The sequence below is a fragment of the Actinomycetospora atypica genome (assembly GCF_042653685.1).
In the GTDB taxonomy this organism is placed as follows: Bacteria; Actinomycetota; Actinomycetes; order Mycobacteriales; family Pseudonocardiaceae; genus Actinomycetospora; species Actinomycetospora atypica.
Genome location: NZ_JBHSIV010000001.1, coordinates 199320 through 225363 on the forward strand (window position 1 = coordinate 199320; position 26044 = coordinate 225363).

Sequence of the window (26044 nt, forward strand, 5' to 3'; positions counted from 1 at the left end):
GGCGAGTTGTCCGCGTGGCGTGTCGTGGATGAACGGTGACTGTCGGACCCCCCGTCCATGATGTTCCCATGACCACAGCTTCCGTCCGCGGAGCCTCCCAGTGGACCGCCTCCGTGCGGACCCACTGGGCCGCTCCCTTCCCGGCTGACACCCAGCCCGGGCCGGACCACGCGGGTACCGCCACCGACGTCCCGGGGGATCCGCTCTCCGCTCTGTCCCTTGTGCTCGACCGCGAACTGATCGCGGTGCGGCGCCACCGTCTCGACGTCGAGGGCCGTGTGCCCGCCGGCGTCGCCCGCTACGTCGACCCCGCGCAGGGGATGCTCGAGTTCGTCTTCGCCGGCGCCGACGACGAGGCCGTCGTGCTGGCCGTCGCGCCGGGTTCGCGGGGCGACACCGTCGTGCCGGTGCTCCCCGCGCCGGTCGACGCCGCGGAGGGCGTGCCGGTGGGTCGCTGCTCCCCGTTCGACGAGGTGGTGGGCGACGCGCTCGAGGACGTCGACCGCGTGGTCTCCCACGTCGAGCGTCCCGACGAGATGCGCGGGCTGGTGCTGCACCTCGGCGGGCGGATGCTGATGGTCTACGCCGACCTGTGGGAGCTGCGGGTCACGCTGCTGCCGTGAGCCGGCCCAGCACCGAGGTGAACAGGCCGAGGCCGTCGGTGCCGGGACCGGTCAGGGCGTCGATGGCGTGCTCCGGGTGCGGCATCAGCCCCACCACGCGGCCGTCCGCCGAACTCACCCCCGCGATGTCGCGCAGCGCGCCGTTCAGGGAGGGGTCGGCGTAGCGGAAGACCACGCGGCCCTCGCCCTCGAGCCGGTCGAGGGTGTCGGAGTCGGCCACGTAGCGGCCCTCTCCCGACTTCAGAGGAACGGTGATCGCGGCGCCCTGCTCGAAGTCGGTGGTCCACGCGGTCGTCGCGTTCTCCACCCGCAGCCGGATGTCGCGGCAGATGAAGCGCAGCCCGCCGTTGCGCACGAGAGCCCCGGGGAGGAGGCCGGCCTCACAGAGGATCTGGAAGCCGTTGCAGATGCCGAGCACCGGCATCCCGCGTCCGGCCGCCTCGATCACGGGGCGCATCACGGGCGACTGCGCCGCGATGGCCCCGGCGCGCAGGTAGTCGCCGTAGGAGAAGCCTCCGGGCACGACGACCGCGTCGACGCCCTGGAGGTCGGTGTCGCGGTGCCACAGCGACACGGCCTCGGCGCCCGCGTAGCGCACGGCCCGGGCGGCGTCGACGTCGTCGAGGGTGCCGGGGAAGGTGATGACCCCGATACGCGCGCTCACTGCTGCGTCACTCCCCCGTCGCGTCGCACGACCCACTCCTCCATCACCGGGTTCGCCAGCAGCGTCTCGGCGATGCGCTCCAGCTCGGCGTCCCCGACGGAGTCGTCCACCTCGAGCACGAAGTGCTTGCCCTGGCGGACGTCGGCCACCCCGGTCACACCGAGCCGGCCCATCGCGCGGGCCACGGCCTGGCCCTGCGGGTCGAGGATCTCGGCTTTCGGCAGGACGTCGACGATCACTCGGGCCACGCCGTCAACCGTACCGGGTTCGCGGATCCCGACCGCGGGGAAGTCGGCCCGCGTGACCGCCACCGAACTCGTCCACCTCGGGCACGCGTGCGTCGTCGTCGACACCGGGGCCGCCCGGATCCTGCTCGACCCCGGCGCCTTCTCCGAGGGCTGGCAGACCCTCGAGGGCCTCGACGCGATCCTCGTCACCCACCGGCACTTCGACCACCTCGACGTCGACAAGCTGCCGGCCCTGCTCGAGCAGAACCCGGACGCCGAGCTGGTCGTCGACCCCGGCACCGCCGACGTCCTCCGCGAGCGGGGCATCGCGCACACCCGCCGCGAGCCCGGCGACACGTTCACGATCGCGGGGACGCCGATCGAGGTCGTCGGGGCCGAGCGCGGCGAGCACGCCGTCATCCACCCCGACGTCCCGGTGATCGCCAACAACGGCTACGTGCTCCGGTCCGACGGCGGCACGGTGATGCACCCCGGCGACGCCTACGTCCCGGCCCCGGCGGGGGTCGACGTCCTCCTGCTGCCCACCGGCGCGCCGTGGCTGAAGGTCTCGGAGGCCGTCGACTACCTGCGCGCGGTGGCCCCGCCCGTGGCCGTCCCGATCCACGAGGCGGTGCTCGCGAACCCCGACCTGCACTACGGCCTGTTCGACTCGCTGTCCCCGGAGCGCACCGACGTGCGGGTGCTGCCCCGGGGTCGGGCGACGCCGATGCGCTAGAAGGCCTGCAGCGCCCGCGTCCGGGCCGCCATCGCCCTCCGCGACACGGCGGCGTCGGGCGCGAACACCTCGAAGGCGTGCGGCACGCCCGGGTAGAGCTGCAGCTCCACGCCCACCCCGGCCCGGGCCAGCCGCGCGGCGTAGTCGACGTCCTCGTTGCGGAAGATGTCGAGCTGGCCGACGTCGATGAAGGCCGGGGGCAGCCCGCTGAGGTCGGTCTCGCGCGACGGCGCCGCGTAGACCGGGACGTCGGGCCCCCCGGCGGCGTCGCCGAGCAGGCAGCCCCAGCCGGTGATGTTGTCGTCGGTCGACCACATCGCGAACGGCTCGATCTCGGGGTCGGGCGACGTCGTCCGGTCGTCGAGCATCGGGTAGACGAGGATCTGCGCGGCCAGGGCCGGGGCGCCGCGGTCGCGGGCCATCAGCGCCACCCCGGCCGCCATCCCGCCGCCCGCCGAGTCGCCCATGACCGCGATGCGGTCGGGGTCGACGCCCAGCTCGGCGGCGTGCTCGGCCGCCCAGAGCAGCGCGGTGTAGCAGTCCTCCACCGACGACGGGTACGGGTGCTCGGGCGCGAAGCGGAAGTCGACGCTGAGCAGCGGGACCCCGGAGAGGTGGGTGTAGACCCGGCAGACCGGGTCGTGGGTGTCGATCGAGCAGAGGAACATCCCGCCGCCGTGGATGTAGACCGCGAGCGAGCCGGGCTGGTCGCCGTCGCGGCGGTAGAGCCGCATCCCGATGCCCGAGCCGTCGGCGGCGGTCGCCCGGTGCTCGGTGACCGTGACGTCGGCCGGCGGGACCCAGCTCGCCGTGAAGGTGCCGATCAGCTCGTCGACCGCCGCCCGCCGGGTCTCCCAGTCCCCGACCGGCGGGGGCGTCTGCGCGGCGGCGGCCGCCGCGATCGGGGCCATGGCGAGGGCCACCTCGGGGTCCATCTCGAGCGTCATGAGGTGAAGGGGATCACACGCGCTAGGCCGTGGTCGACCACAGCTCGGGGTCGAGACCGCCGTCGGCGGTGCGCCGGGCCCTCCGGCGCCCGACGAGGTCGCCGGCCGCGGCGGGCAGCTCCCCGGCGGCGAGGGCGACGTCCACGGCCCGGAGCAGCGCGTCCGTGGCCCCGGTGACGTCGACGGTCAGGTGGCGCAGCGCGGGGACCTCGGCCGGCCGCCGGACGAGGCGGCGACGCGCCCCGGCGCCGGCCGGGCCGCCCACGGGACTCACCACGGCCGTCGTCGGGACCCCGGCGGCGTCGAGGCGGTGCACGCCGGCGTCGTCGAGCACGAGGTCGAGGCCCGCCTCGGCCAGGGCGCGGCGGGTGCCGGGCGAGACCGCCCAACCCGGGGCTGCGAACCCGTCGACGCCGAGGCCGAGCGCCTCCGCCGAGCGGGCGGCGCCGGCCAGGCGCAGCCGGGCCTCGAGGACCGGCAGGCGGCGGTAGGGCCGGGGCTCGTCGTGGACCGACCGGAAGCCGTGCAGCAGCACCGAGTCGCCCGCGCGGCGGCGGGCGGCGGCGAACGCGGCGACCTCGGGGTGCGGGCGGGGCCCGGCGAGCAGCGTCAGCGGGACCCGCCGGCCGTCGAGGTCGTCGCACAGCGCGACCGCCGCGGCGAGGGGGGCACCGGGGGCGAGACCGGTGACGGAGACGAGGAGGCGCGGGGGCACCCCACCATCAAGCCCCACCGATGTGCCGGGGAGGTGAACGCCGCGTGCAGTCGGCTCAAAGAGCGGGGGGCCACTGCTGGCCGGTGATCCGGGTGTACGCCTCGACGTAGCGCGCGCGGGTCGCCTCGACCACCTCGTCGGGCAGCGGCGGCGGGGCCTCGCCGGAGTGGCGGTCCCAGCCCGACTCGGGCGAGGTCAGCCAGTCGCGCACGTACTGCTTGTCGAAGCTCGGCTGCGGGACCCCGGGCTCGTAGGAGTCGGCGGGCCAGAAGCGCGACGAGTCGGGGGTGAGCACCTCGTCGCCGAGCACCAGCGCGCCGCTCGGGTCAGTGCCGAACTCGAGCTTCGTGTCGGCGAGGATCACGCCGCGCGACGCCGCGTAGGCCGAGCCGCGGGCGTACACGGCGAGGGTGGCGTCGCGCAGGGCCCCGGCCCGGTCGGCCCCGACGAGGTCCACGACGTGGTCGAACGACACGTTCTCGTCGTGCTCGCCGACCGCGGCCTTCGTCGCGGGGGTGAAGATCGGCTCCGGGAGCATCGAGGCCTCGGTGAGCCCGTCGGGCAGCGCCACCCCGCAGACGGCGCCGGTGGCCCGGTAGTCGACGGTGCCCGAGCCCGCCAGGTAGCCCCGGGCCACGCACTCCACCGGGAACATCTGCAGGCGACGCACGAGCAGGGCCCGGCCCCGGACCTCGTCGGGAATGCGCTCGTCGCGGGCGGCCACGAGGTGGTGGGCCACGGGCGGCGTCGCGGCGTCGCGGTGCCCGAGCAGGTCGAACCAGAACACCGACAGCGCCGTGAGCACCCGGCCCTTGTCGGGGATCGGGGTGTCGAGCACGTGGTCGTAGGCGGAGATCCGGTCGGACGCCACCAGCAGCAACGTCTCGTCGTCGACCTCGTAGAGGTCACGGACCTTCCCGGACGCGAGGTGCGGGTAGTCCGCGAGGGTCACCACGGTCGGCGAGGCTAGAGGATGCTGCCGGGTGCGTACGCCGCCGCCTCGGGGTGCGCCCCGGCGATCTCCTCGACCTTCCCGACGACCGCCGCGACCTGCGCCCCGGCGGCCCCGACGAACGCCGACGGGTCGGCCACCGCGGTCGCGAGCTCGCCCTCGCTCACCCCGAGCCGCGAGTCGGCGGCCAGGCGGGCGAGCAGGTCGTTGCCCTCGGCGCCCTTCTCGCGCATGTCGAGGGCGACCGCCCGGGCGTGCCCGGCGACGATCTCGTGGCCGGTCTCGCGCCCGACCCCGGCGCGGACGGCGGCCATGAGCACGGCCGTCGTCGCGAGGAAGGGCAGGTAGCGGTCGAGCTCGCGGGCGACGACCGCCGGGTAGGCGCCGAACTCGTCGAGGACGGTCAGGAACGTCTCGAGCAGGCCGTCGATCGCGAAGAAGGCGTCGGGCAGGGCGACCCGGCGGACCACGGAGTCGCTGACGTCGCCCTCGTTCCACTGGTGCCCGGCGAGCTCGGCGACCATCGACGCGTTGCCGCGCAGCACGATCGCGAAGCCGTTGACCCGCTCGCAGGACCGGGTGTTCATCTTGTGCGGCATCGCCGACGAGCCGACCTGCCCGGCCTGGAACCCCTCGGTGACGAGCTCCTGGCCCGCCATCAGCCGGATCGTCGTGGCCAGCGAGGACGGGCCCGCGGCGAGCTGGACCAGGGCGGAGAGCACGTCGTGGTCGAGCGAGCGCGGGTAGACCTGGCCGACGCTGGTGAGCACCTCGGAGAAGCCGAGGTGGGCGGCCACGCGCTGCTCGAGGTCGGCGAGCTTGCCGGCGTCGCCGTCGAGCAGGCCGAGCATGTCCTGCGCGGTGCCCACCGGGCCCTTGATGCCGCGCAGCGGGTAGCGCTCGACCAGCTCGGTGAGCCGACGGTAGGCGACCAGGGTCTCGTCGGCGGCGGAGGCGAACCGCTTGCCCAGCGTGGTGGCCTGCGCGGCGACGTTGTGGCTGCGCCCGGCCATGACGAGGTCGGAGTACTCGCCCGCCCGGCGGGCGAGGCGGGCGAGCACCGCGACCGTCTTGTCGGCGACGAGGCGCAGGGAGTCGCGGATCTGCAGCTGCTCGACGTTCTCGGTGAGGTCGCGGCTCGTCATGCCCTTGTGCACGTGCTGGTGGCCCGCGAGGTCGTCGAACTCCTCGATGCGGGCCTTCACGTCGTGGCGGGTGCGGCGCTCGCGCTCGGCGATGGAGTCGAGATCGACGGTGCCGAGCACGCGCCGGTAGTCCTCGAGGACGCCGTCGGGCACGTCGATCCCCAGGTCGCGCTGCGCGGTGAGCACCGCCAGCCACAGCTCGCGCTCCGCGGTGACCTTGTACTCGGGCGACCACAGGTCGCGCAGCGCGGGCGAGGCGTACCGGGCGGCGAGCACGTTCGGGATCACAGCGACCACGATAGGGGCGTGCTCGATCTGCGTTCCGACACCGTGACCCGTCCCTCCGACGCCATGCGCCACGCGATGGCCACCGCGGAGGTCGGCGACGACGTCCTCGACGGCGACCCCACCCTCGCCGCGCTCCAGCGCCGCGTGGCCGACCTCCTCGGCGTCGAGGCCGCGCTGTGGACGCCGACCGGCTGCATGGCCAACGCGATCGCGCTGATGCACCACCTGCGCCGCGGCGACCGCTTCCTCGCCCCCGTCGGCGCCCACGTCCTCGAGGCCGAGCTCGGCACCGCCGCCTGGCTCGCGGGCGGGCTCCCCTCCCCGCTCGCCCACTCCGGCGGTCCCGGGCGGCCGACGCCGCAGGACGTGGCGGCGGCGGCGGGCACGCAGGGCCCCTACTTCGGGTTGCGCACCGCGCTGCTGTGCCTGGAGAACACCCACAACTCCGCGGGCGGCGCGGTGACCCCGGCGGCCGAGCACCGGGAGCTCGTCGCGGCGGCGCGGGGCGCCGGGCTCGCGGTGCACCTCGACGGGGCCCGGCTCTGGCACGCGGCGGTGGCGCTCGACGTGGAGCCGTCGGTGCTGGTCGAGGGCGTCGACACGGTCAGCGTCTGCCTCTCGAAGGGGCTCGGCGCGCCGATGGGCTCGGTGGTGGCCGGGTCGGCGGCGTTCGTCGACGAGGCCTGGCGGCTGCGCAAGATGCTCGGCGGCGGCATCCGGCAGGGCGGCGTGCTGGGGGCGGCCGGGCTCGTCGCGCTCGACCAGATGCCGGGACTGGCGGCCGACCACGAGCACGCCCGGCTGCTCGCGGACGGCCTGCGGGCGCGCGGCTGGCCGGTGACGACCCCGGACACCAACATCGTCCTGGTGGCCACGTCCGATCCCGGCTCCGTGCTGTCCGGGCTCGCCGACGCGGGCGTGCGGGCCGTGCCGTTCGGGCCGGGCGTGCGGTTCGTGACCCACCGCGACCTGTCGCGGGCCGACGTCGAGGCGGTGCTGGAGCGCACGGCGGCGCTGCCCGTGCCGGCCTGAGGCCCCGTCAGGGGACCGCCCGGTCCGGGCTCATCGCCCGGTCGCCCTCGAGCTGGTCGAGCCGCGCCCGCAACGCGCGGACCTCCTCGAGCAGCTGGGCGGTCTCCGACGGCTCGTCGGGGTGCAGGGCCTCGGACAGGTCGCGCGCCCCGACCTGCTCGAGGAACCAGGTGGCGATCGCCGCGGTGACCGTGCCGACGATCGCGATCCCGCCGAGCATGAGGCCGGCGGCGACGAAGCGGCCCTCGGTGGTCACCGGGTAGCGGTCGCCGTAGCCGACCGTGGTGATCGTCGTGAGGACCCACCACGTCGCCTCGCCGAAGCTGGTGATCGACGCCTCGGGAGCGTCGCGCTCCACCTCGTAGACCGCGAGCGCCGCGACGAAGCCGATCAGCGACGTCGAGACGAGCAGATAGCTCGCCACCCGCCCCCGGAAGTCGTCACGCAGCACCCGCGCCAGCGACGACACGACCGTGACGAGGCGCAGCAGCCGCAGGAAGCGGAAGAACGGGGCCAGCACGACGATCACGTCGAACGGGTGCCGCCCGACGAAGCGCCACTTGCGCCGCGCCAGCACCAGGCGCGCGACGAAGTCCGCGATGAACACCACCCACGTCGCCCAGAGCACGACGTCGAGCGCGAACCACGCCGGGTCGCCGCCCCGGAAGGCGAGCACCTGCACCGCGTAGACCGCGAGGTAGACGAGCCCGACGATGGTCAGCGGCACGTCGGTGCGCCGTTCCCAGGCCGCGACGCGGGGCTCGTCCTCCTCCTCCATCGGCGCAGCGTAGAGCCCCTGCTAGACCGTGGGGAACCAGCGCCCGAGACGGGTGAGGGCCTCGCGGACGTCGTCGGTGGCGCCGGCGAAGGAGAGCCGGATCCAGGTGTGGCCGTCGATCGGGTCGAAGTCGATCCCGGGTGCCACGGCGACTCCGGTCTCGGCGAGCATCCGCTGCCCGAACGCGAGGGTGTCGTCGGTGAGGTGGGAGACGTCGGCGTAGACGTAGAACGCCCCGTCGGCCGGCGCGAGGCGCGTCAGCCCGATGCGCGGCAGGCCCTCGAGCAGCAGCTGCCGGTTGATCGCGTACCGCCCGACGTGCGCGTCGGCCTCGGCGTAGCTCGCGTCGGTGAACGCGGCGAGGGCCGCGACCTGGGCCGGCACCGGCGCGCACACCGTGAAGTTGCCGGAGACGACGTCGACGGCGCGGCGCAGCCGCTCGGGCACCAGGAGCCAGCCCAGCCGCCAGCCGGTCATCGACCAGTACTTGGAGAAGCTCGTGACGACGACCGCCTCGTGGCTCGTGCTCCAGGCAGACGCCGTCGCGGGGCCGGTCTCGTACTCGATGCCGTGGTAGATCTCGTCGCTGATCAGCTGCGTCCCGTGCTCGTCGCACCAGCGCGCCAGGGCCGCGAGCTCGTCGGGCTCGATGACGCTGCCGGTGGGGTTCGCCGGGCTCGCGACGATCAGCCCGGCCGGGGCCTCGTCGAGCTCCTCGAGCATGGCGACGCTCGGCTGGAACCGGGTCTCCGGCCCGCACGCCAGCTCGACGACGCGGCAGCCCAGGCTCGTCAGGATGTTGCGGTAGCAGGGGTAGCCGGGCCGGGCGAGGACGACCGTGTCGCCCGCGTCGAACGCCGCGAGGAAGCTCAGCAGGAACCCGCCCGAGCCGCCGGTGGTGACGACGACGTCGTCGGCGGTCACCGTGTCGTCGCCGTAGCGGCGGCGGTGGTGGCCCGCGATCGCCTCGCGCAGCTCGGGGATGCCCAGCGCGCCCGAGTAGCCGAGGACCAGCTCGTCGAGGGCCGTGGTCGCGGCCTGCCGGACGTCCACCGGCGCGGGCGTGGACGGCTGGCCCGCCGAGAGGTTGACCAGGTCGCCGTGGGTGCGGGCCCGCTCCCCGGCCGCCGCCCAGACGTCCATCACGTGGAACGGCGGGACCTGGGCCCGGGCGGACGGGCGGCGCATCGTGGTCACCGGACTATCAGTACCCGACGTAGGAGTCGCCGCGCGCCACCGCCTCGACCCCCGGCACGTCCGACACGCTGCCGTAGCGCTTCACGGCGTAGCGGACCGCGGCGATGATGTTGTCGACCGGGTCGGTGATGGAGTCGTGCCCCGGGAGCTTGTTCGCCTCGAAGGTGGGCCCGATCGTCTGCATCAGCCCCTTCGACGGGGTGCCCCTGTCGGCGTTGGAGTCCCAGTCGTTCACCGCGTCCGGGTCTCCGCCCGACTCGTGCTCGATGATCGTCGCGATGTCGTCGGGGTCCATGTCGCCCGGGTCGACCCCGTTCTCGGCGAGGATCGCGGTGGCCTCGCGGATCCAGTCGCCGACCTGGCCGGGCGGGCCGCCGCCGGGTCCCTGGGCCGTTCCCGACGACGGTGCGGTGCCGTTGGCGGGCTCGTCGGCGGCGGTGTCGTCGGTGTCCTTGCCGGCGGAGTCGTCGTCGGCCTTGCCCTCGTCGGCCTTGCCCTCGTCGGCCTTGCCATCGTCGGCGGAGGCCGAGGAGTCGTCGTCGGCGTCCGGCTCGTCCTCCCGGCCTTCGTCAGAGCTGTCGTCCGAGCTGCTGTCCTGGGACGGGTCCGCCCCGTCGCCACTTGTCGAGCCCGGGTCGCCGGTGTCGTACCGGCCCTCGTTGCCCGGGTCGGACGCGTCGGCCCGCGACCCCCGCTCGGCCCGGTCGTCCTGACCCGTGCCGTCGTCCTGCCCCGTCGCCTCGTCCTGCACGCCGCCGGACCCGCTGTCCCGCCCCGCGCCGTCGTCCTGGTCGGTCGCCTCCTCCTGGCCGCCACCCGACCCGCTCTCCCGCCCCGCATCGTCGTCGGGACGGTCTGTTCCGTCCGCCGACCCGGAGTCGGAGCCGTCGACGATCCGCGCCGCCTGCACGGGGTCGTCGGCGCCGATCGTGGCGCCCTGCCGGTCGGACCATCGCGCGGACACCCCGGGGGACGCCCCGGAGTCGGGCGAGCGCAGCCGCGAGAAGCCGGACATCCCGGAGGTGAGGCCGCGCAGCCGGCGGGCGGAGTCGGCGACCTCCTGCTCAGCGCGCTCCAGCGCCGCCTCGGCCCGGGCGGTCGGCCCCGCGACCGCGGCCCGGACCTCCGCGGCGTCGGTTCGCGTGCCCGCCAGGTCGAGCGCGTCGGAGACGTGCACGGCGACCTCCTCGTGCAGCGTCTGCAGGGTGCGCCCGAGCGCGGCGAGCTCGCGCTGGGCCTGGCGCGTGGCGGCACCGGTGCCGGAGCCCGCCCGGGCGAAGTCGGCGGTGTAGCGGGCGAAGGCGTCGGCGCCGGGGCCCTGCCACGCCTGGGCCACCGAGTCGCCGCGGCGCCCGACCGCCCGCACCGAGTCGTCCATCCCGTCGGCCAGGGACGCGAAGCGTCGGCCGAGGTCGGCGAGCGCCGTCGCGTCGACCTGCTCGACCCGGGCCGCGACGGCCCGCAGCGCCTCGGTGCCCGGTGTGGCGTCGAGCGCGCCCACGACGTCGTACCCCCAGCCCGCCACCCCACCTCACCCCAGCGCGGCGAAGCCCCGCGACGCCCCTGCGACGGCGGACGGCAGCGAGCCGGCCGCGTCGGCGTCGGCCGTCTGCATCGAGCGCAGGGTGGCGTCGAGCGCCCGGTCGGTCTCCTCGAGCCGGGCGCCGCCCGCGGCCAGCTCGGTCTCCAGCGCGGCGCGCAGGTCGGCCAGCGCGCCGGTCAGCAGGCCGGCGGCGCTCAGGCCGCCCGCCCCGGACGTCCCGCCGGCCGGGCCGAGCAGCTCGGCGAGGGCGGGGAGCCGGCGGGCGTGGGTGGCCACCTCCACACGCGCCTGCTCGATGGCGGCGGTGCCGTAGACGACGTCGGGCATGGCGCGAGATTAGGTCGCGGCTCGCGGGTGTGGGGCCCGATCCGCGCAAGTCAGGTCGTACATGGTCCGATCCTGACGTCCAGTGTCAGCATGGCCGCACTGTGGACACTCAGGGGACGGCGATCCGACCCTCGACGGCCGCGAGCGCGATGTCGGTGCGCGCGTGCCCGGCCGGGAGGTGCACCGCGTCGACCCGGCGGTAGGCGTCGGTCCGGGCCTCCTCGAGGGTCGCCCCGGTCCCGACCACCGACAGCACCCGGCCCCCCGACGACACGACCGCCCCGTCGTCGCGGCGCCGCGTCCCCGCGTGCAGCACCCCGTCGCCGTCGGCCCCGGTGATGGTCTCGCCGGTGCGGATGCGCCCGGGGTAGCCCTCGGCGGCCACCACCACGGTCACCGCGTAGCCGTCGCTCCACTGCGGGGCGGGCTCGGCGCCGAGCCGGCCCGTCGCGGTCGCCAGCAAGAGCGAGGAGAGCGACGAGCGCAGCAGCGCGAGCACCACCTGGGTCTCGGGGTCGCCGAACCGGGCATTGAACTCGATCACCTGCGGGCCCGACGAGGTCAGGGCGAGGCCCGCGTAGAGCAGCCCGGAGAACGGGGTGCCCCGCCGCGCCATCTCGGCCGCGACCGGCCGGACGATCCGCGCGACGACGTCGTCGACCAGCCCCTCGGGCGCCCACGGCAGCGGGGCGTAGGCGCCCATGCCGCCGGTGTTCGGGCCGGCGTCGCCGTCGCCGAGGCGCTTCGCGTCCTGTGCGGGCAGCAGCGCCACCACGTCGGTGCCGTCGACGCAGCAGAACAGCGACACCTCGGGGCCGTCGAGGAACGACTCGAACAGCACCGGGTGCCCCGCCTCGAGCAGCGCCATCGCGTGGGCGCGGGCGTCGTCGTACTCGGCGGTCACGAGCACGCCCTTGCCGGCGGCCAGCCCGTCGTCCTTGACCACCCAGGGCGGACCGAAGCGCTCCAGCACCGCGTCGAGCCGGGCGGGGGTGTCGACCACCTCGGCATGGGCGGTCGGCACCCCGGCCGCGGTCATCACGTCCTTCGCGAACGCCTTCGACCCCTCGATGCGCGCGGCGGCCGCCGAGGGCCCGAAGCACGGGATGCCGGCCTCGCGCAGGGCGTCGCCCACCCCGGCCACCAGCGGCGCCTCCGGCCCGACGACGACGAGGTCGGCCCGCCAGCGCCGCGCGAGGTCCACCACCGCCGGTCCCGACGAGGGTTCGGCGAGGCCCGGGTGCTCGGCGACGGTCGCGGTCCCGGCGTTGCCGGGCGCGGCGGCGAGCGCCGTCACCGCCGGGTCGGCGGCGAGGGAGAGCAGCAGGGCGTGTTCGCGGGCTCCGGACCCGATGACCAGGACTCGCACGCCGCGAGACCCTACGGGCCGCGCCGACGGGGCCCCGAACGGACTGTTCACCCGACCCGGGTGGCGACCACGGCCGTCGTCGGGAAACCATCGCGCGCATGGACCTCACGCGACGGGCCGCCATCGTCACCGCCGGGGGCCTCGCCGCCGCCGGGCTCGCCGCCTGCTCGGACGGGGCCCCGGCCGCCGCTCCGACCGCCGGGGCCACGCCCTCCCCGGCCGCCGCCCCCGCGCCGACCCAGCCTGCACCGGGGCGCGGGTCCGTGATGATCGTCGGGCATCGCGGGGCGTCGGGGTACCGCCCGGAGCACACCGCCTCGGCCTACTCGCTGGCGGCGCGGATGGGGGCCGACGCGGTCGACGTCGACCTGTGCGCCACGCGCGACGGCGCGCTGGTGGCCCGCCACGAGCCGGAGATCGGCGGCACCACCGACGTGGCGTCCCGCCCGGAGTTCGCCGCGCGACGCACCACGAAGGTCATCGACGGGACCTCCACCGACGGCTGGTTCACCAGCGACTTCACCCTCGCCGAGCTGAAGACGCTCCGCGCGATCGAGCGCATCCCGGCCACCCGCCCGCACAACACCCTCTACGACCGCCGCGACCCGCTGCTCACGTTCGACGAGGTGCTCGACCTGCTCGACGACCTCGGCCGGGAGCTCGGGCGGCCGGTGGGCGTCCTCCCCGAGGTCAAGCACTCCACCTGGCACGCCTCGGTCGGGCTGCCGATCGAGCCGGCGCTCGTCGAGATCCTGCGCCGCCGCGGCCGCGACAAGCCGGACTCGAACGTGATCATCCAGTCCTTCGAGGTGGCGAACCTGCGGGCGCTGAAGACCCAGGTCGGCTGCCCCCTGTTGCAACTCATCGACTCGGTCCCGAAGGCCCCGGCCGACTTCGTCGCGGCGGGCGACCGGCGCACCTACGACGACCTCGTCACCGCGACCGGGCTGCAGGAGGTCGCCACCTACGCCACGTGGATCGGCCCGTCGAAGGAGCGGGTGATCCCGCCGGCCGGGGCGCCCACCACCCTCGCCGGGGACGCCCGCGCGGCCGGCCTGAGGACGATGCCGTACACGTTCCGCAACGAGAACGAGTTCCTCCCGCCGGCCCTGCAGCGCGGGGGACCGGCCGCGCCGAGGTCGACCTACGGGGACGCGTTCGGCGAGTACGCGCAGTACCGGGCGCTCGGGATCGAGGGGCTGTTCAGCGACTGCCCGGACACCGCGATCGCCGCGTTCGGCTAGCGCCTCGTGCGGGCCCGCCCGACGACGAGGTCAGGACCGGGGCGCGACCTGCACGATCGTCACCCCGACGAGGATCCGGACGCTCGGCGTCCGAATCCTCGTCGTCCCACTGATCATGGACGCCCGGCCCACTAGGGCAGCAGACGACGGTCCAGATAGCACCAACGCCACGACTCGCCCGGCTCGAACGACTGCATGACCGGGTGCCCGGTCTCCTGGAAGTGCGTCGAGGCGTGCCGGTACGGGCTCGAGTCGCAGCACGCGACGTGCCCGCACGTGAGGCACATCCGCAGGTGCGCCCAGACCTCGTAGCCCGACTCCCGGCAGTCGGGGCAGATCAGCCCCGGCTCGCTCCGGTCGGCCTGCGGCACGGGCGGGTCGGCGTCCTTGGATGCGATGAGGTGTTCACAGGCGCCCACCCGAACAGGTTACGTGAGCCTCACACCACCGACGAGCGTCGCGTGATGGTCGCGTCGCGCCCCGGGCCCACGCCGATGGCCGAGACCGGGGAGAGCGAGAGCTCCTCGATGCGCTCGACGTAGTCGCGCGCCGCCTGCGGCAGGTCCTCGAAGGTCCGGCACGCCGAGAGGTCCTCGATCCACCCGGGCATCCGCTCGTAGACCGGGACGGCGTGGTGCAGGTCGGACTGCGTCATCGGCATGTCGTCGACCCGCTTGCCGTCGATCTCGTACGCCACGCAGATCGGGACCTCGGGCAGGCTCGACAGGACGTCCAGCTTCGTCAGGAAGATGTCGGTCAGGCCGTTGACGCGGGTGGCGTAGCGGGCGATGACGGCGTCGAACCAGCCGCAGCGGCGGTTGCGGCCGGTGGTCACGCCGACCTCCCCGCCCTGCTTGCGGAGGTACTCGCCGTCGTCGTCGAGCAGCTCGGTGGGGAACGGGCCCGAGCCGACGCGCGTCGTGTAGGCCTTGAGGATCCCGATGACGCGGTCGATGCGCGTGGGGCCGATGCCGGAGCCGGCCGACGCGCCGCCCGCGGTGGGGCTCGACGACGTCACGTACGGGTAGGTGCCGTGGTCGACGTCGAGCAACGTCCCCTGCGAGCCCTCCAGCAGCACCGTCTCGCCACGCTCGAGGGCCTGGTTGAGCGCGAGGCGGGTGTCGGCGATGCGGTGGGCGAAGCCCTCGGACTGGGCGAGCACCTGGTCGGCGACCTCGTCGGGGTCGAGCGCGCGCCGGTTGTAGACCTTGACCAGCACCTGGTTCTTCAGGTCGAGCGCGGCCTCGACCTTCTGGCGGAGGATCTTCTCGTCGAACAGGTCCTGCACGCGCACGCCGACGCGGGCCACCTTGTCCTGGTAGGCCGGGCCGATCCCGCGCCCCGTCGTGCCGATCTTGGACTTGCCCAGGAACCGCTCGGTCACCTTGTCCATGGCCACGTGGTACGGCATGATCAAGTGCGCGTCGGCGGAGATCAGCAGGCGGCTGGTGTCCACGCCCTTGCCCTCCAGGCCGGCGAGCTCCTCGAGCAGCACCCCCGGGTCCACCACCACGCCGTTGCCGATGACGTTGGTGACGCCCGGCGTCAGGATCCCGCTCGGGATCAGGTGCAGGGCGAAGTTCTGGCCGTCGGGCAGCACCACCGTGTGGCCGGCGTTGTTGCCGCCCTGGTAGCGGACCACCCAGTCGACCTCGCCGCCGAGGATGTCCGTCGCCTTGCCCTTGCCCTCGTCACCCCACTGGGCGCCGATGAGGACGATCGCGGGCATGTGACACTCCCTGGGTCTCGCGGTGCAACGATCACGCACGGCTCGGCCCGTGCACCGGAAGGGTAGTCGGCCGTGTCCACTCGTGACGCACCCCCGGCGGGGTCCGTGGTGCTGACCTGCGGCGACGCCTTCCACGCCTGGGCGGAACACTTCCCGACGACGACCGTGGTGCCGCTGGCGGGCACCCCGTCGCGCGCCGACGTCGACCCCCTCCTCCACGACGCCGCCCGCCTCGTCGTCGCGGGCACCGACGCCGACCTCGCCGCCGTCCTCGTGCGCCTGCTGCGCACCGAGCGGCTCGACCTGCCCGTCGCGTTCCTGCCTCCGGCGTCGTCGGAGGCCGCGGCGGTCTGGGGGATCCCGACGACGCCGGAGGCCGCGCTCGAGCTCGCCGCGTCCGGCACCCCGTCGCCGGCCCCCCTGATCCGCGACGACCGGGGCGGGGTGGTGGCGGGCGTGCACCGGGTCGAGGCGTTCTCCGGGGTGGCCTACTGCGACGAGCACGAGCTCGTCCGCGGCGAGGCGACCGGTCTCGTCGTGCGCCCCGACCCCGATCACGCCGCGCGCACCGACGTCGGCCCCGGCGGCGGCGGGGTCACCGTGACCCTGCTCGGCCCGCGGCGACTGCTGCGACGGCCGACCGAGCGGACCCGCCACGGCCGGGCCGCGACCCTGGGGTGCCGACCCGCCGCCGCGTCCCGCGACGGGGTGCCCGACCCGCGTCCCCTGGAGCGCCGGAGCTGGTACCGGCACACCGAGGACTGGCACCTCGTGCGGTGACCGTCGGTGAACGCACGAAGAACGCCAGACGTCGTCCGTGCCGAGTGCACGTGTGCAGTGCCGCACTCGTCGTAGCGGCGGTACGACGAACGGAGCGAACTCACACGTTGGTGGTTCGACGGGCCGCGCCCCGGGGTATGGCCTGTTCATGCTGGTCGCGATCCTGATCCCCGTGCTCCTCCTCATCGCGACCGTGCTCATGGAGCGTTTCGAGTCCCGCGTGCTCGACGTGCCGTCCCGTCGCCGCCCGCTGCGCACCCCGCTACGCCTCGAGTCCGCGCCGGTCGCACAGCGTCACCTCCGGGCCGTGCCCGAGCCGCTGGTCGTCGACGTCACGCCGGCCCGGGTCAGCGTCGAGCCGATCCCGCTGCCCCGCGCCTCGTAGCCCCGATCGTCGGATCCGCCGTCAGTCCCGTCGGGTCGCCGACGCCGCCGCCCGGGCCTCGTCCCGGTCCATCCCGGTGGCACACAGCAGGTCGGTGACGATCGAGCGGAGCTGGGCGACCACGACGCCGGCCGAGAACCCGCCGCCCGAGCGCGGGATCCGCGCCGCGACGTCGAGCACCGCCAGTTCGGCCGCGTCGAGCCGGTGGCCGCCCGACAGGTCGACCCGCAGCAGTCCGACCGCGTCGGCCAGGGCGCGCAGGACGGGGACCACCGACGGCGCGACCTGTTCGCCGTCGGTCTCGGCCGACACCGCCCGGCGCACCAGCACCCGGGCGTTGCGGACCGCGAGGTCGAGCGGACCGGTCGCTGCGCGCAGGCGGGAGAGCTCGCCCCGGTGCCGTCGCCGGCCGGGTGCGATCACAGTGATCTCGTAGCCGGCGTCGACCGCGGTGTCGAAGGCGTCGACCGCGCGCTGGCTCGTGCGGATGCGCTCGAGCACGCGCTGCCCGGTGGCCGGGTCGGCCGACTCGAGCGACTCGGCGGCGCCGCTCAGGGCGTCGGCGAGCTCCCGCAGGAGCGTCTCGACGGTGCGGCGGGCCGCTGTGAGGGGGTTCGACGGCAGCACCGCGGCCACGAGCAGCCCGAGCGCCGCCCCGACGAGCGTGTCGATCCAGCGGGAGAACGCCGCGGACGAGCCGGGCGGCTGCAGGGTCGCCACGAGCACCGCCGAGACGGCGGCCTGGTTGAGCAGCAGCGCCCCGACGTCGAAGAGCAGCCCGACGAACAGCGCGAGCGCCACGACGACGGCGATCTGCCACCAGCCGCTGCCGATCACCAGGACGATGCCGTCGCCGACCCCCACCCCGACGCTGACGCCCACGGCCAGCTCGACGCTGCGCTTGAGGCGGTTGGTCAGCGAGATGCCGAGGACGAGCACGCACGCGATCGGGGCGAAGAACGGCAGTTCGTGGCCGAGCACGTGGCGGGCGAGGGCGAACGCGGCGCCGGCCGCGAGCGCGCACTGGACCACCGGCCACGCGGCCTCGCGCAACCGGCGCCGACGGACGTCGAAGAGGCGGGCGAGCCGTCCTCCCGCCCCGGTCACCGGCTCAGGAGACGCCGAGGGCGGGCGCGGCGGCCGGGTCGCAGTCGTCGAGCAGGTCGCGGCACCGGGCGGCCTCGTCGACCTCGCCGATCGCGCCGCTGGCCTTCGCGAGCACGGCCACCGCGCGCAGGAACCCCTGGTTGGGGACGTGCTCCCACGGCACCGGGCCGAAGCCCTTCCAGCCGTTGCGGCGGAGCTGGTCGAGGCCGCGGTGGTAGCCGGTGCGGGCGTACGCGTACGCGGTGATCGTCGCGCCGGACTCGAGGGCCTGCTCCGCGAGCACGGCCCACGCCACGGACGACGCGGGGTGGTCGGCCGCGACGGCGGCGGGGTCCTCCCCGGCGGCGAGCCGGTCGAAGGGCCCGGGGTCGGCGGGCAGGAGCGTGGGCTGGGGACCGAGCAGGTTGTGGCCGTGCCCGGAGGAGGGACCGGTCGGGATCGTCATGATCCCGATGGTCCCACCCTCCGGGACCGGTGGCCGCGGCCACCGCCGGAGCTACTTCGCGAGCGACTGCCCGGTGGAGCGCAGGTTCTCGCAGGCGTGCGTGACGCGCTCGGCCATGCCCTGCTCGGCGGCCTTGCCCCAGGACCGCGGGTCGTAGGCCTTCTTGTCGCCGACCTCGCCGTCGACCTTGAGCACGCCGTCGTAGTTCGTGAACATGTGCGCGGCGACCGGGCGGGTGTAGGCGTACTGGGTGTCGGTGTCGACGTTCATCTTCACGACGCCGTAGTCGAGCGCCTCGTGGATCTCCTCGAGCAACGAGCCCGAGCCGCCGTGGAAGACGAGGTCGAAGGGCTTGGCGTCGTTGCCGAGCCCGAGCTTGCGGGCCGCGACCTCCTGGCCCTCCTTGAGCACCGACGGCTTGAGCTTGACGTTGCCCGGCTTGTAGACGCCGTGCACGTTGCCGAAGGTCGCCGCGAGCAGGTAGCGGCCCTTCTCGCCGGTCCCGAGGGCGTCGACGGTGTGCTCGTAGTCGCCGGGGGCGGTGTAGAGCTTGTCGTTGATGTCGTTGGCGACGCCGTCCTCCTCGCCGCCGACCACGCCGATCTCGATCTCCAGGATGATCCGCGCCTTCGCCGCCTTCTCGAGCAGCTCCTGGGCGATCTCCAGGTTCTCGTGCAGCTCCACCGCGGATCCGTCCCACATGTGGGACTGGAAGAGCGGGTTGCGGCCCGCGTCCACCCGCTCCTGGGAGATCGCGAGGAGGGGCCGGACGAAGCCGTCGAGCTTGTCCTTGGGGCAGTGGTCGGTGTGCAGCGCGACGTTGATCGAGTACTTCTCCGCGACGACGTGCGCGAACTCGGCCAGCGCGGACGCCCCGATCACCATGTCCTTGACGGCCTGGCCGGAGCCGAACTCCGACCCGCCGGTGGAGAACTGGATGATGCCGTCGCTCTCGGCCTCGGCGAACCCGCGCAGCGCGGCGTTGATCGTCTCCGACGAGGTGCAGTTGATGGCCGGATAGGCGAAGCGGTTGGCCTTCGCCCGGTCGATCATCTCGTTGTAGACCTCGGGGGTCGCGATCGGCATGAGGAGGCTCCCTGCGTTGCTGTCGGTGGCGGTGCCGTGCCCGCGGCCGCAGTATGCCCGCTCCCGGCCGCCCCGTACTCCCGCCCGAGGAACCCGCGGACGTGGCGAATCTCCTCCGTTCGGCGGTCGCCTCCGGGGACCCGGTCGTGTCCGGTAGCCCGCTCCCGTTTCGGGCCCCGACGCGGGGGAACGGTGTCGGGGGGCTGGTCTATCGTCGTGGGCGTGGTCGAGCCGATGGAGAGCGCGATCGAACGCACGCTGGGCAGTCTGCGCGCGCTCGACGCGATGACCGGGGCGGACGCCGCGGTCGTCCATCCCGCCGCTCCCCCCGCTCGCCCGGAGTCCCCCCGCCTCCCGCCCTCGCGGCCCCCGGCCGGATCCCCGCCCGGCCGGCCCGCCCCGAACGGCCAGGTCGGCGGCGCCGGCCGGTCCGGCGCGAACGGCACCCTCCCGAACGGGGCTCCGCCGAACGGGGCCCTGCCGAACGGGGCCCTGCCGAACGGGGCCCTGCCGGACGGGGCCCTCCCGAACGGCGCCGCCCCGCCCCCGCCGGCCGACGGACCGCGCACCCTCGAGGACCTCTACCGCGAGCACCGCATGCGGTTCGTACGCCTCGCGATCCTGCTGGTGGACGACCCGGCGACCGCCGAGGACGTCGTGCAGGAGGCCTTCACCGGGCTGCACCGCCACTGGTCGCGGCTGCGCGACGAGAACGCGGCCCTCGGCTACCTGCGCACGGCGGTGGTCAACGGGTCGCGGTCGGTCCTGCGCCGTCGGCGCACCGCCCGCGAGTACACCCCGCCGCACACGGCGGACGCGCGGTCGGCCGAGTCGCTCGCCATGCTCTCCGCGGAGCACCAGGCCGTGGTGTCGGCGCTGGGTCAGCTGCCCCGCCGCCAGCGGGAGGTGCTCGTCCTGCGCTACTACGGCGGGCTCTCCGAGGCCGAGATCGCCGACGCCACCGGGATCAGCCGCGGCACCGTGAAGTCCACGGCCAGCCGTGGGCTCGACGCGATCTCCAAGATCGTCGGCGGCACTCCCTGAGGAGTGTGGCCGGAGGAGCCTCGGAGTCCGGGCGGCCCCCGGCTACGATCGCCCGCGATGGATGACGAGCGGCTGCTGTCCGAGGCGCTACGGGCCCACGCGGCCGGAGGCGTCTCGACGCCCCGTCCGGCCCCCGCGGCCGACCCCTCCGCGACCCCGGCGTCCGGCGACGCGGAGGACCCGTCGAAGCGGCGCCGCTTCCGCCCGCTCGGGCGGGCCCGCCGGGCGCCCGACACCACGGACGCCCCGACCACGGTGCAGCCGGCGCCGCTCCGGGGCACGCACACCGACACCCCCCGTCCGGGCATCCCCCGCTCCGACGTGCCCGCCCCCCGCTCCGGCGGACCCGCGGCGCCCCCGCCCGGTGCGCGTCCGGTCCACCCGCCGGCCGCCCGCCTGCCCGCCCCGGGCCGCCCCGGGCCGTCGTCGGGACCGGACGGCGTCCCCACCGGCGCCTACGGTCCCCCGCCCGGGGGCGGCCGCCCGGCCGGTCCCCCCGCGACGGCCCCGGAGGGCCCGGGGGCCTGGGACGCCGCGACCGTCGCCTGGTGGGGTGCCGTCGCGCTGCTCGCCGGCGGCTCGGTCGGCTCGGCGGTCGCCGTGCTCTCGCTGCTGCTCCCGGCCTGACACGCGACCCCGTGCGGGTGGCCGCACACGGCACGCCCACACCCGGCCAGTACCGTCGGGACCCGTGATGTTCGCCAGTTCCGGCCCGGCCGCCGCTCTCGCCGACCCCGTCGTCCTGGCGTTGGGGCCGCAGTGGCTGGATCCGCAGTACATCATCTCGAGCCTCGGGCCCTGGGCGCTGCTGGGCGTGGCCCTGATCCTGTTCGCGGAGTGCGGGCTGTTGGTCGGGTTCTTCCTGCCGGGCGACTCGCTGCTGTTCATCACCGGCCTCGCGGTCACCACGGGGCTGATCTCGACGCCGCTCTGGCTGGTCTGCGTGGTGCTGGTGGTCGCGGCGTTCGCCGGCAACGTCTGCGGGTTCTACATCGGCCGCGCCGCCGGTCCGGCGATCTTCGACAAGCCCGACTCGAAGCTGTTCAAGCGCGAGAACGTCGACCGGACGCAGAAGTTCTTCGACAAGTACGGCAGCCGGGCCATCGTCCTGGGCCGCTTCGTGCCGATCGTCCGGACGTTCATCACGATCATGGCCGGGGTCGGGCGGATGGACCCCAAGCGGTTCCTCACGTTCTCCGCGGTCGGCGCGGTCCTCTGGGCCGCCGGGGTCACGCTGCTCGGCGCCGGACTCGGCCGGTTCGAGATCGTCAAGAACAACATCGAGGCGATGCTGATCCTGGTCGTCCTGATCTCGATCATCCCGATCATCATCGAGGTCATCTCGGCGCGGCGGGAGAAGAAGCTCGGCGCGTCGAACCTGGCCGAGCAGACCCTCGACGGCGCCAACGCCGAGGCCCCCACCCAGCAGATCCGGCGCCCCCCGCACGCCTAGGACGACGCGTGGGCCCGGATCCACGCGTGCATCGCGATCCCGGCGGCGACGCCCGCGTTGATCGACCGGGTGGACCCGAACTGCGCGATCGAGACGACGAGGTCGGCGCCCGCGACCGCCTCCGCGGACAGTCCCGGGCCCTCCTGGCCGAACAGCAGCACGCACCGCCGCGGCAGGTCCGTGGTCTCCAGCGGCGCGGCGCCCGGGCCGTTGTCGACCGCGACCAGCGTCAGGTCCTCCGCGCGGGCCCACGCGGCGAGCGCGGCGACGTCCGGGTGGTGCACCACGTGCTGGTAGCGGTCGGTCACCATCGCGCCGCGCCGGTTCCAGCGCCGACGACCCACGATGTGCACCGCCTCGGCGAGGAAGGCGTTCGCCGTCCGCACGACGGTCCCGATGTTCGCGTCGTGCTGCAGGTTCTCGATGGCGACGTGGAACGGGTGCCGGCGGGTGTCGAGATCGGCGACCACGGCCTCGCGGCGCCAGTACCGGTAGCGGTCGACGACGTTGCGGCGGTCGCCGTGCTCGAGCAGCTCCGGGTCGTACCGCGGGTCGTCGGGCCAGTCCCCGGGCCCACCCGGCCAGGGCCCGACCCCCACCTCGTGCCCCGGCGTCGTCCACTCGGTGGGCCCGGGCCCGGGGGGACCGGGCTCGGGGGGCCCGGGCTCGGGGGGCGTGCTCACCCCAGGCCGAGGTCGTCGAGGCCGAGCAGCGCCCGGTACGGCACGCCCTTCGCCTCGATGATCTCCGCGGCGCCGGTCGCGCGGTCGACGATCGTGGCCACCCCGACGACCTCCGCCCCCGCCTCCCGCAGCGCGTCCAGGGCGGTGACGGGGCTGCCGCCGGTGGTGGAGGTGTCCTCGACGACGAGCACCCGCCGGCCGGTGACGTCGGGGCCCTCCACGCGGCGCTGCATGCCGTGGGCCTTGGCCTCCTTGCGCACGACGACCGCGTCGACCGGGCGGCCGGGGGCGTGCAGGATCGCGGCGGCCACGGGGTCGGCGCCCATCGTCAGCCCGCCCGCGACGTCGTAGGCCCAGTCGGCGGTCATCTCCCGCAGCAGCCGTCCGATGAGCGGGGCCGCCTCGTGATGGAGGCTGATCCGCCGCATGTCGACGTAGTAGTCGGCCTGCCGCCCGGAGGACAGCGTGACGCGGCCGTGCACCACCGCGAGCTCGCGGGCCAGCGTGGCGAGGCGCTCGCGGGCGGGACGGTCGACGTCGGGTCCGCCCCCGACGGCGGCGACGGCACGGTTCGCGGGGGCTCCGGGCAGTGGGGCGTGCGACGAGGACATGCGGACCATTGTCCGCGATCACCGCGCCGGGTCGGTCACCCTCGTCCGTCGCGGGTCGATCAGGCCGAGGGCCCACCGGTGGCGCCGCGTGGCGGGGTCGACCGACGCCGTCGCCATCACGCGGCTGCGCAGGACGGTGAGCGGCTCGCGCAGCAGCCCGAAGGCGACGTCGCGGCGCCGCACGACGTCGGCGTGCCGCTGCCGCAGCTCTCCCAGGAACCGGTGCTGCAGGGTCATGTTGCGCCGGAACGCCGTCGACGTCACCGACCCGGCGGCCAGCCGGAAGGCCGACAGGGTGCGGGGCATGCCGTAGAAGCCGCCGTGCTCGACGAGGAGCGCGGCCATCGCGACGTCCAGGGCGTAGGCGTTGTCGGGGAACCCGCCGGCGGCGTCGTAGGCCGTGCGGCGGAACAGCATGTTCCCGGGCACGCCGAGCGGGCTCCCGCGGTGGCGCAGGATCCGCCGCCAGACGGTCACCGCGTCCTGCCGGCCGAGGAGGTCGGCGCTGCGCAGCGCCCGGTCGCGGGCCACCACGCGGTCGTCGTCGTCGACGAGGTCGTGCCGGCAGGAGACGAGCGCGAGCGTCGGGTCGGCGTCGAGGACCGCGACCTGCTCGGCGAGGGCCGTGGGGTAGATCAGGTCGTCGGCGTTGAGGACCTTGACCAGCGGGGCGCGGGAGAGCCGGACCGCCCGGTCGAAGTTCTGCGGCGCCGGGATCGTCTCCTCGTTGCGCTCGAGGCGCAGCCGGGGGTCGGTGAACGAGCGAACCACGTCGGCCGAGCCGTCGGTGCAGGCGTTGTCGAGCACGACGAGCTCGAAGTCGTCGAACGTCTGCGCCAGCACGCTCGCGATCGTCCGGCCGATGTACCGCTCCTTCTGGTACAGCGGCACGACGACGGACACCCGGGGAGAGGTCGCACCGTCGCTCACGGGGCCATCGTCGACTCCGGGTCGTCGCAGGTCAACGACTTGTCCGGTTCTGGCGGTACCGGGTGTCCGCCCTCACCCGCGACCGGAGGCGGTCCGGCGCGCGACGGCGTGGACGAGCCGCGGCGGCGCGAGCCGCGCGGCGACGACGATCGTCTTGTAGAGCGGGCTCGGGATCGACACCGGGCGGCCCTTCGCGAAGTCGGCCAGCGCGTCGCGCACCACCCGGTCGGCCTCCATCCAGGCGAAGCCCGGCCCGCTGCGGGCCCGGCCGAAGCGCTGGTGGAACTCGGTCTTCACGAACCCGGGGCACAGCGCCATCACGTGCACGCCCGTGCCGCCGAGCACCCCGGCGAGGTTCTGGGACAGCATCGTCACGTAGGCCTTGCCCGCGCCGTAGACCGAACCCCGGCCGGGCAGGAAGCCGGCGACGCTGGACACGTTGATGACCCCGCCGTGGCCCCGGTCGATCATGCCGGGCAGCGCGACCCGCGTGAGGCGCAGCACGGTGGTCACGTTGACCTCGTGGTTCGCGGCCAGCACGTCGAGGTCGGTGTCGACGAACTCGCCCGCGGTGCCGTAGCCGGCGTTGTTGACGAGCAGGTCGACCGGCGGCCGGTCGCCGGGCTCGGCCAGCCGGCGTTCGACGACGAGGCGCGAGGCCGGGTCGGCGAGGTCGGCCACCAGCACCTCGGCGTGGTCGTCCCCGCCGAGCCGGTCGGCGAGCGCCCGCAGCCGCGCCTCGTCGCGGGCGACCAGCACGAGCCGGTGGCCGACGGCGGCGAGCTGGACGGCGAACTCGGTGCCGATCCCGGAGCTGGCCCCGGTGACCAGCGCGGTGGGACGGGTCATCCGCTGCGGGGCCCGCTGCGCCACGTGCTGCCGCCCGGGGACCGGCCCTTGGCCGGACGCGGCTCGTCGGTGCCCGGGTCGTCGCGCTCGAGGTCGTAGGGGATGTCGCCCGGCCGGTCGCGGTGGGTGGGCGAGCCCCCGCGGTTGTACGGGCTCGCCTCCTCGTCGCCGGCCACGAAGCGGTCGAGCTCGTCGTCGAGCTCGAAGTCGTCGTCGGGATCGGGGTCGGCGTCCTTGCCCGACCCGCGCCCGGCGGACTCCTTCGTGGGAGCGGCCGCGGACCTCGCGGGCGCGCCCTTCGCGGCGGGGGCCGGGTCGGGCCGGTCCTCGCGGCGGGAGCCCACGACGGTGGTCGGCGCGTCGTCGGCCTCGGGCTCGTCGCGCTCGCGCATGGTGCGGGTGGGCGACTCGTCGGCCGGGCTGCCCGCGACGCCGGTGCCGCCGCCCTCGACGGCCTCCTTGATCGCCGCCGAGACCTCGACGAGCGACTCGATGAGCCCCTCGACGCGGTCGGGGTCGGCGCCCGGCTCGATGGAGGCGAGCACCCAGGTGTCCTCGGCCCAGACCAGCGGCACGTCGGCGCCCACGCGGTCGGCTGCCTCGGTGACCTGGCGGGTCAGCAGCTTGCGGCCCTCGAGCGCGTTGGAGACGAACGCGTAGCGGCGCCCGACCTGGCCGAGGTTGTCGAGCTCGGAGTCGTCGGGCCGGGGCGCGTCGGGCAGGCGCAGCTCGACGGCCACGGGCACCGCGATGGTGCCGCGGACCGCGGCGATCGTCCCGACGGTGGTCCCGTCCTGCTCCTGGTCGAAGATGCAGCCGAGCCGGCGACCGCCCGGGCCGGGGACGGCCCCCGTCGCGACGTCGTACGCCTGGCGCGGCCCGTCACCCCGGAGCGTGCCGTAGCGCCACGCGTGCGGGGGTGAGGACAGCGCGTCGGTGAACTCCCAGCCCTTCGACGCCGCCCAGTCCCGCCGGTCATTGCCCCGGCGTTCCGGCTTCGAGCGGTCGTACCAGAGCAGCAGCGCACCGCCGGCTGCGGCGACGAGCGCCACGACGAACCAGATCCAGGCAGGCACTCGGCGAGACTACGACCTGACCCCGACACTCCCGGGGGACGACACTCGGGCGGAGCAGCCTTTCTGGCGCCGGGGTCCG

30 protein-coding genes are annotated in these 26044 nt (G+C 75.0%); 9 read left to right on the top strand and 21 right to left on the bottom strand.

The genetic code is table 11. The annotated features are described in order from the left end of the window. Nucleotides 1-68 precede the first annotated feature (68 nt). Nucleotides 69-623 carry a hypothetical protein gene (locus ACFPBZ_RS01070; RefSeq protein WP_378034125.1) on the top strand — a complete coding sequence of 185 codons (555 nt, stop codon included), beginning with the start codon at nt 69-71 and terminating at the stop codon, nt 621-623. Here ACFPBZ_RS01070 and purQ read toward each other — a convergent pair. Together purQ and purS are read right to left on the bottom strand one after the other, a co-directional pair. Continuing rightward, complete coding sequence (gene purQ / locus ACFPBZ_RS01075; RefSeq protein ID WP_378034126.1) at nt 607-1287, bottom strand: phosphoribosylformylglycinamidine synthase subunit PurQ; 681 nt, start codon at nt 1285-1287, stop codon at nt 607-609. The two genes, ACFPBZ_RS01070 and purQ, sit on opposite strands and share 17 nt — an antisense overlap. Then, entirely contained in the window at nt 1284-1535 is a 252-nt protein-coding gene (gene purS, locus ACFPBZ_RS01080) for a phosphoribosylformylglycinamidine synthase subunit PurS (RefSeq protein WP_378034127.1), read from the bottom strand. Before purS ends, purQ begins: the two co-directional genes overlap by 4 nt. Nucleotides 1536-1587: 52 nt before the next feature. On the opposite strand from purS, the gene ACFPBZ_RS01085 reads away from it, so the two are divergent. After that, entirely contained in the window at nt 1588-2250 is a 663-nt protein-coding gene (locus ACFPBZ_RS01085; protein ID WP_378034128.1) for an MBL fold metallo-hydrolase, read from the top strand. On the opposite strand, the gene ACFPBZ_RS01090 is transcribed toward ACFPBZ_RS01085, so the two are convergent. From ACFPBZ_RS01090 to purB, 4 genes are read right to left on the bottom strand one after another with little or no spacing between them, the layout of a single operon-like run. Further along, on the bottom strand, nt 2247-3197 hold the full coding sequence (locus ACFPBZ_RS01090; protein WP_378034129.1) for an alpha/beta hydrolase: 951 nt from the start codon (nt 3195-3197) through the stop codon (nt 2247-2249). The two genes, ACFPBZ_RS01085 and ACFPBZ_RS01090, sit on opposite strands and share 4 nt — an antisense overlap. Before the next feature lie 22 nt (nt 3198-3219). Then, nucleotides 3220-3912 (bottom strand): DUF2334 domain-containing protein, encoded by a 693-nt coding sequence (locus tag ACFPBZ_RS01095; RefSeq protein ID WP_378034130.1) that lies wholly within the window; start codon nt 3910-3912, stop codon nt 3220-3222. A gap of 55 nt (nt 3913-3967) precedes the next feature. Beyond that, nucleotides 3968-4867, bottom strand: a complete 900-nt coding sequence (locus ACFPBZ_RS01100; protein ID WP_378034131.1) for a phosphoribosylaminoimidazolesuccinocarboxamide synthase — start codon at nt 4865-4867, stop codon at nt 3968-3970. Nucleotides 4868-4878: 11 nt separating this feature from the next. Further along, nucleotides 4879-6297, bottom strand: coding sequence for an adenylosuccinate lyase (gene purB, locus ACFPBZ_RS01105; protein ID WP_378034132.1), 1419 nt, complete (start codon nt 6295-6297; stop codon nt 4879-4881). Nucleotides 6298-6315: 18 nt separating this feature from the next. Here purB and ACFPBZ_RS01110 point away from each other — a divergent pair, with 18 nt between their 5' ends. Further along, on the top strand, nt 6316-7329 hold the full coding sequence (locus ACFPBZ_RS01110) for a threonine aldolase family protein (RefSeq protein WP_378034133.1): 1014 nt from the start codon (nt 6316-6318) through the stop codon (nt 7327-7329). A gap of 7 nt (nt 7330-7336) precedes the next feature. Here ACFPBZ_RS01110 and ACFPBZ_RS01115 read toward each other — a convergent pair whose 3' ends face one another. The 5 genes from ACFPBZ_RS01115 to purD all read right to left on the bottom strand — a co-directional run bounded on the left by ACFPBZ_RS01115 (nt 7337) and on the right by purD (nt 12543). Then, nucleotides 7337-8107 (bottom strand): potassium channel family protein, encoded by a 771-nt coding sequence (locus tag ACFPBZ_RS01115; RefSeq protein ID WP_378034134.1) that lies wholly within the window; start codon nt 8105-8107, stop codon nt 7337-7339. Between the two features lie 21 nt (nt 8108-8128). After that, on the bottom strand, nt 8129-9295 hold the full coding sequence (locus ACFPBZ_RS01120) for a pyridoxal phosphate-dependent aminotransferase (RefSeq protein WP_378034258.1): 1167 nt from the start codon (nt 9293-9295) through the stop codon (nt 8129-8131). A 16-nt stretch (nt 9296-9311) separates the two neighbouring features. Continuing rightward, nucleotides 9312-10829, bottom strand: a complete 1518-nt coding sequence (locus tag ACFPBZ_RS01125) for a transglycosylase SLT domain-containing protein (RefSeq protein WP_378034135.1) — start codon at nt 10827-10829, stop codon at nt 9312-9314. A gap of 6 nt (nt 10830-10835) precedes the next feature. Further along, nucleotides 10836-11174: a hypothetical protein gene (locus tag ACFPBZ_RS01130; RefSeq protein WP_378034136.1), complete on the bottom strand. Its 339-nt coding sequence runs from the start codon at nt 11172-11174 to the stop codon at nt 10836-10838. 109 nt (nt 11175-11283) lie between these two features. After that, nucleotides 11284-12543: a phosphoribosylamine--glycine ligase gene (purD, locus tag ACFPBZ_RS01135; RefSeq protein ID WP_378034137.1), complete on the bottom strand. Its 1260-nt coding sequence runs from the start codon at nt 12541-12543 to the stop codon at nt 11284-11286. 98 nt (nt 12544-12641) lie between these two features. On the opposite strand from purD, the gene ACFPBZ_RS01140 reads away from it, so the two are divergent. Next, nucleotides 12642-13787 carry a glycerophosphodiester phosphodiesterase family protein gene (locus tag ACFPBZ_RS01140; protein WP_378034138.1) on the top strand — a complete coding sequence of 382 codons (1146 nt, stop codon included), beginning with the start codon at nt 12642-12644 and terminating at the stop codon, nt 13785-13787. A 131-nt stretch (nt 13788-13918) separates the two neighbouring features. Here ACFPBZ_RS01140 and ACFPBZ_RS01145 read toward each other — a convergent pair whose 3' ends face one another. Both ACFPBZ_RS01145 and ACFPBZ_RS01150 read right to left on the bottom strand, forming a co-directional pair. Beyond that, nucleotides 13919-14206 carry a UBP-type zinc finger domain-containing protein gene (locus ACFPBZ_RS01145; protein ID WP_378034139.1) on the bottom strand — a complete coding sequence of 96 codons (288 nt, stop codon included), beginning with the start codon at nt 14204-14206 and terminating at the stop codon, nt 13919-13921. A 20-nt stretch (nt 14207-14226) separates the two neighbouring features. Next, on the bottom strand, nt 14227-15516 hold the full coding sequence (locus ACFPBZ_RS01150; RefSeq protein ID WP_378034140.1) for an adenylosuccinate synthase: 1290 nt from the start codon (nt 15514-15516) through the stop codon (nt 14227-14229). A gap of 72 nt (nt 15517-15588) precedes the next feature. Here ACFPBZ_RS01150 and ACFPBZ_RS01155 point away from each other — a divergent pair, with 72 nt between their 5' ends. Beyond that, nucleotides 15589-16296 carry a hypothetical protein gene (locus tag ACFPBZ_RS01155; RefSeq protein WP_378034141.1) on the top strand — a complete coding sequence of 236 codons (708 nt, stop codon included), beginning with the start codon at nt 15589-15591 and terminating at the stop codon, nt 16294-16296. A gap of 148 nt (nt 16297-16444) precedes the next feature. Then, nucleotides 16445-16681 carry a hypothetical protein gene (locus ACFPBZ_RS01160; protein WP_378034142.1) on the top strand — a complete coding sequence of 79 codons (237 nt, stop codon included), beginning with the start codon at nt 16445-16447 and terminating at the stop codon, nt 16679-16681. Between the two features lie 21 nt (nt 16682-16702). On the opposite strand, the gene ACFPBZ_RS01165 is transcribed toward ACFPBZ_RS01160, so the two are convergent. Genes ACFPBZ_RS01165 through fbaA form a run of 3 tightly spaced genes read right to left on the bottom strand, consistent with a single transcriptional unit; the run spans nt 16703 to nt 19319 of the window. Beyond that, on the bottom strand, nt 16703-17788 hold the full coding sequence (locus ACFPBZ_RS01165) for an FUSC family protein (RefSeq protein ID WP_378034143.1): 1086 nt from the start codon (nt 17786-17788) through the stop codon (nt 16703-16705). 4 nt (nt 17789-17792) lie between these two features. Then, nucleotides 17793-18233 carry a DUF3151 domain-containing protein gene (locus ACFPBZ_RS01170; protein ID WP_378034144.1) on the bottom strand — a complete coding sequence of 147 codons (441 nt, stop codon included), beginning with the start codon at nt 18231-18233 and terminating at the stop codon, nt 17793-17795. A gap of 51 nt (nt 18234-18284) precedes the next feature. Beyond that, complete coding sequence (gene fbaA, locus ACFPBZ_RS01175; protein ID WP_378034145.1) at nt 18285-19319, bottom strand: class II fructose-bisphosphate aldolase; 1035 nt, start codon at nt 19317-19319, stop codon at nt 18285-18287. 507 nt (nt 19320-19826) lie between these two features. Between fbaA and ACFPBZ_RS01180 the strand changes: the two genes are divergently transcribed. The 3 genes from ACFPBZ_RS01180 (at nt 19827) to ACFPBZ_RS01190 (ending at nt 21816) form a co-directional block, all read left to right on the top strand. Next, nucleotides 19827-20363: a SigE family RNA polymerase sigma factor gene (locus tag ACFPBZ_RS01180; RefSeq protein WP_378034259.1), complete on the top strand. Its 537-nt coding sequence runs from the start codon at nt 19827-19829 to the stop codon at nt 20361-20363. Between the two features lie 57 nt (nt 20364-20420). Continuing rightward, a complete protein-coding gene (locus tag ACFPBZ_RS01185) occupies nt 20421-20990 on the top strand; it encodes a hypothetical protein (protein ID WP_378034146.1) in 570 nt (189 codons plus the stop codon). A gap of 67 nt (nt 20991-21057) precedes the next feature. Further along, a complete protein-coding gene (locus ACFPBZ_RS01190) occupies nt 21058-21816 on the top strand; it encodes a DedA family protein (RefSeq protein ID WP_378034260.1) in 759 nt (252 codons plus the stop codon). Here the strand turns inward: ACFPBZ_RS01190 and ACFPBZ_RS01195 are convergent. The 5 genes from ACFPBZ_RS01195 to ACFPBZ_RS01215 all read right to left on the bottom strand — a co-directional run bounded on the left by ACFPBZ_RS01195 (nt 21813) and on the right by ACFPBZ_RS01215 (nt 25965). After that, nucleotides 21813-22499 carry a TrmH family RNA methyltransferase gene (locus ACFPBZ_RS01195; RefSeq protein ID WP_378034147.1) on the bottom strand — a complete coding sequence of 229 codons (687 nt, stop codon included), beginning with the start codon at nt 22497-22499 and terminating at the stop codon, nt 21813-21815. The genes ACFPBZ_RS01190 and ACFPBZ_RS01195 overlap by 4 nt on opposite strands. Then, nucleotides 22496-23110: an orotate phosphoribosyltransferase gene (gene pyrE, locus ACFPBZ_RS01200; protein WP_378034148.1), complete on the bottom strand. Its 615-nt coding sequence runs from the start codon at nt 23108-23110 to the stop codon at nt 22496-22498. Before pyrE ends, ACFPBZ_RS01195 begins: the two co-directional genes overlap by 4 nt. A gap of 18 nt (nt 23111-23128) precedes the next feature. Then, nucleotides 23129-24040, bottom strand: a complete 912-nt coding sequence (locus ACFPBZ_RS01205; RefSeq protein WP_378034149.1) for a glycosyltransferase family 2 protein — start codon at nt 24038-24040, stop codon at nt 23129-23131. Between the two features lie 72 nt (nt 24041-24112). Further along, entirely contained in the window at nt 24113-24889 is a 777-nt protein-coding gene (locus tag ACFPBZ_RS01210) for an SDR family NAD(P)-dependent oxidoreductase (protein WP_378034150.1), read from the bottom strand. Then, nucleotides 24886-25965 carry a hypothetical protein gene (locus ACFPBZ_RS01215; protein WP_378034151.1) on the bottom strand — a complete coding sequence of 360 codons (1080 nt, stop codon included), beginning with the start codon at nt 25963-25965 and terminating at the stop codon, nt 24886-24888. The genes ACFPBZ_RS01210 and ACFPBZ_RS01215 overlap by 4 nt, the downstream gene beginning before the upstream one ends. Between the last annotated feature and the right edge of the window lie 79 nt (nt 25966-26044).

Coding starts and splice junctions, on each gene's coding strand:
- ACFPBZ_RS01070 (WP_378034125.1), top strand. CDS start 69: ATGACCACAGCTTCCGTCCGCGGAGCCTCCCAGTGGACCGCCTCCGTG.
- ACFPBZ_RS01090 (WP_378034129.1), bottom strand. CDS start 3,197: ATGACGCTCGAGATGGACCCCGAGGTGGCCCTCGCCATGGCCCCGATC.
- ACFPBZ_RS01115 (WP_378034134.1), bottom strand. CDS start 8,107: ATGGAGGAGGAGGACGAGCCCCGCGTCGCGGCCTGGGAACGGCGCACC.
- ACFPBZ_RS01120 (WP_378034258.1), bottom strand. CDS start 9,295: ATGCGCCGCCCGTCCGCCCGGGCCCAGGTCCCGCCGTTCCACGTGATG.
- ACFPBZ_RS01130 (WP_378034136.1), bottom strand. CDS start 11,174: ATGCCCGACGTCGTCTACGGCACCGCCGCCATCGAGCAGGCGCGTGTG.
- ACFPBZ_RS01140 (WP_378034138.1), top strand. CDS start 12,642: ATGGACCTCACGCGACGGGCCGCCATCGTCACCGCCGGGGGCCTCGCC.
- ACFPBZ_RS01150 (WP_378034140.1), bottom strand. CDS start 15,516: ATGCCCGCGATCGTCCTCATCGGCGCCCAGTGGGGTGACGAGGGCAAG.
- ACFPBZ_RS01160 (WP_378034142.1), top strand. CDS start 16,445: ATGCTGGTCGCGATCCTGATCCCCGTGCTCCTCCTCATCGCGACCGTG.
- ACFPBZ_RS01170 (WP_378034144.1), bottom strand. CDS start 18,233: ATGACGATCCCGACCGGTCCCTCCTCCGGGCACGGCCACAACCTGCTC.
- fbaA (WP_378034145.1), bottom strand. CDS start 19,319: ATGCCGATCGCGACCCCCGAGGTCTACAACGAGATGATCGACCGGGCG.
- ACFPBZ_RS01185 (WP_378034146.1), top strand. CDS start 20,421: ATGGATGACGAGCGGCTGCTGTCCGAGGCGCTACGGGCCCACGCGGCC.
- ACFPBZ_RS01190 (WP_378034260.1), top strand. CDS start 21,058: ATGTTCGCCAGTTCCGGCCCGGCCGCCGCTCTCGCCGACCCCGTCGTC.
- pyrE (WP_378034148.1), bottom strand. CDS start 23,110: ATGTCCTCGTCGCACGCCCCACTGCCCGGAGCCCCCGCGAACCGTGCC.
- ACFPBZ_RS01210 (WP_378034150.1), bottom strand. CDS start 24,889: ATGACCCGTCCCACCGCGCTGGTCACCGGGGCCAGCTCCGGGATCGGC.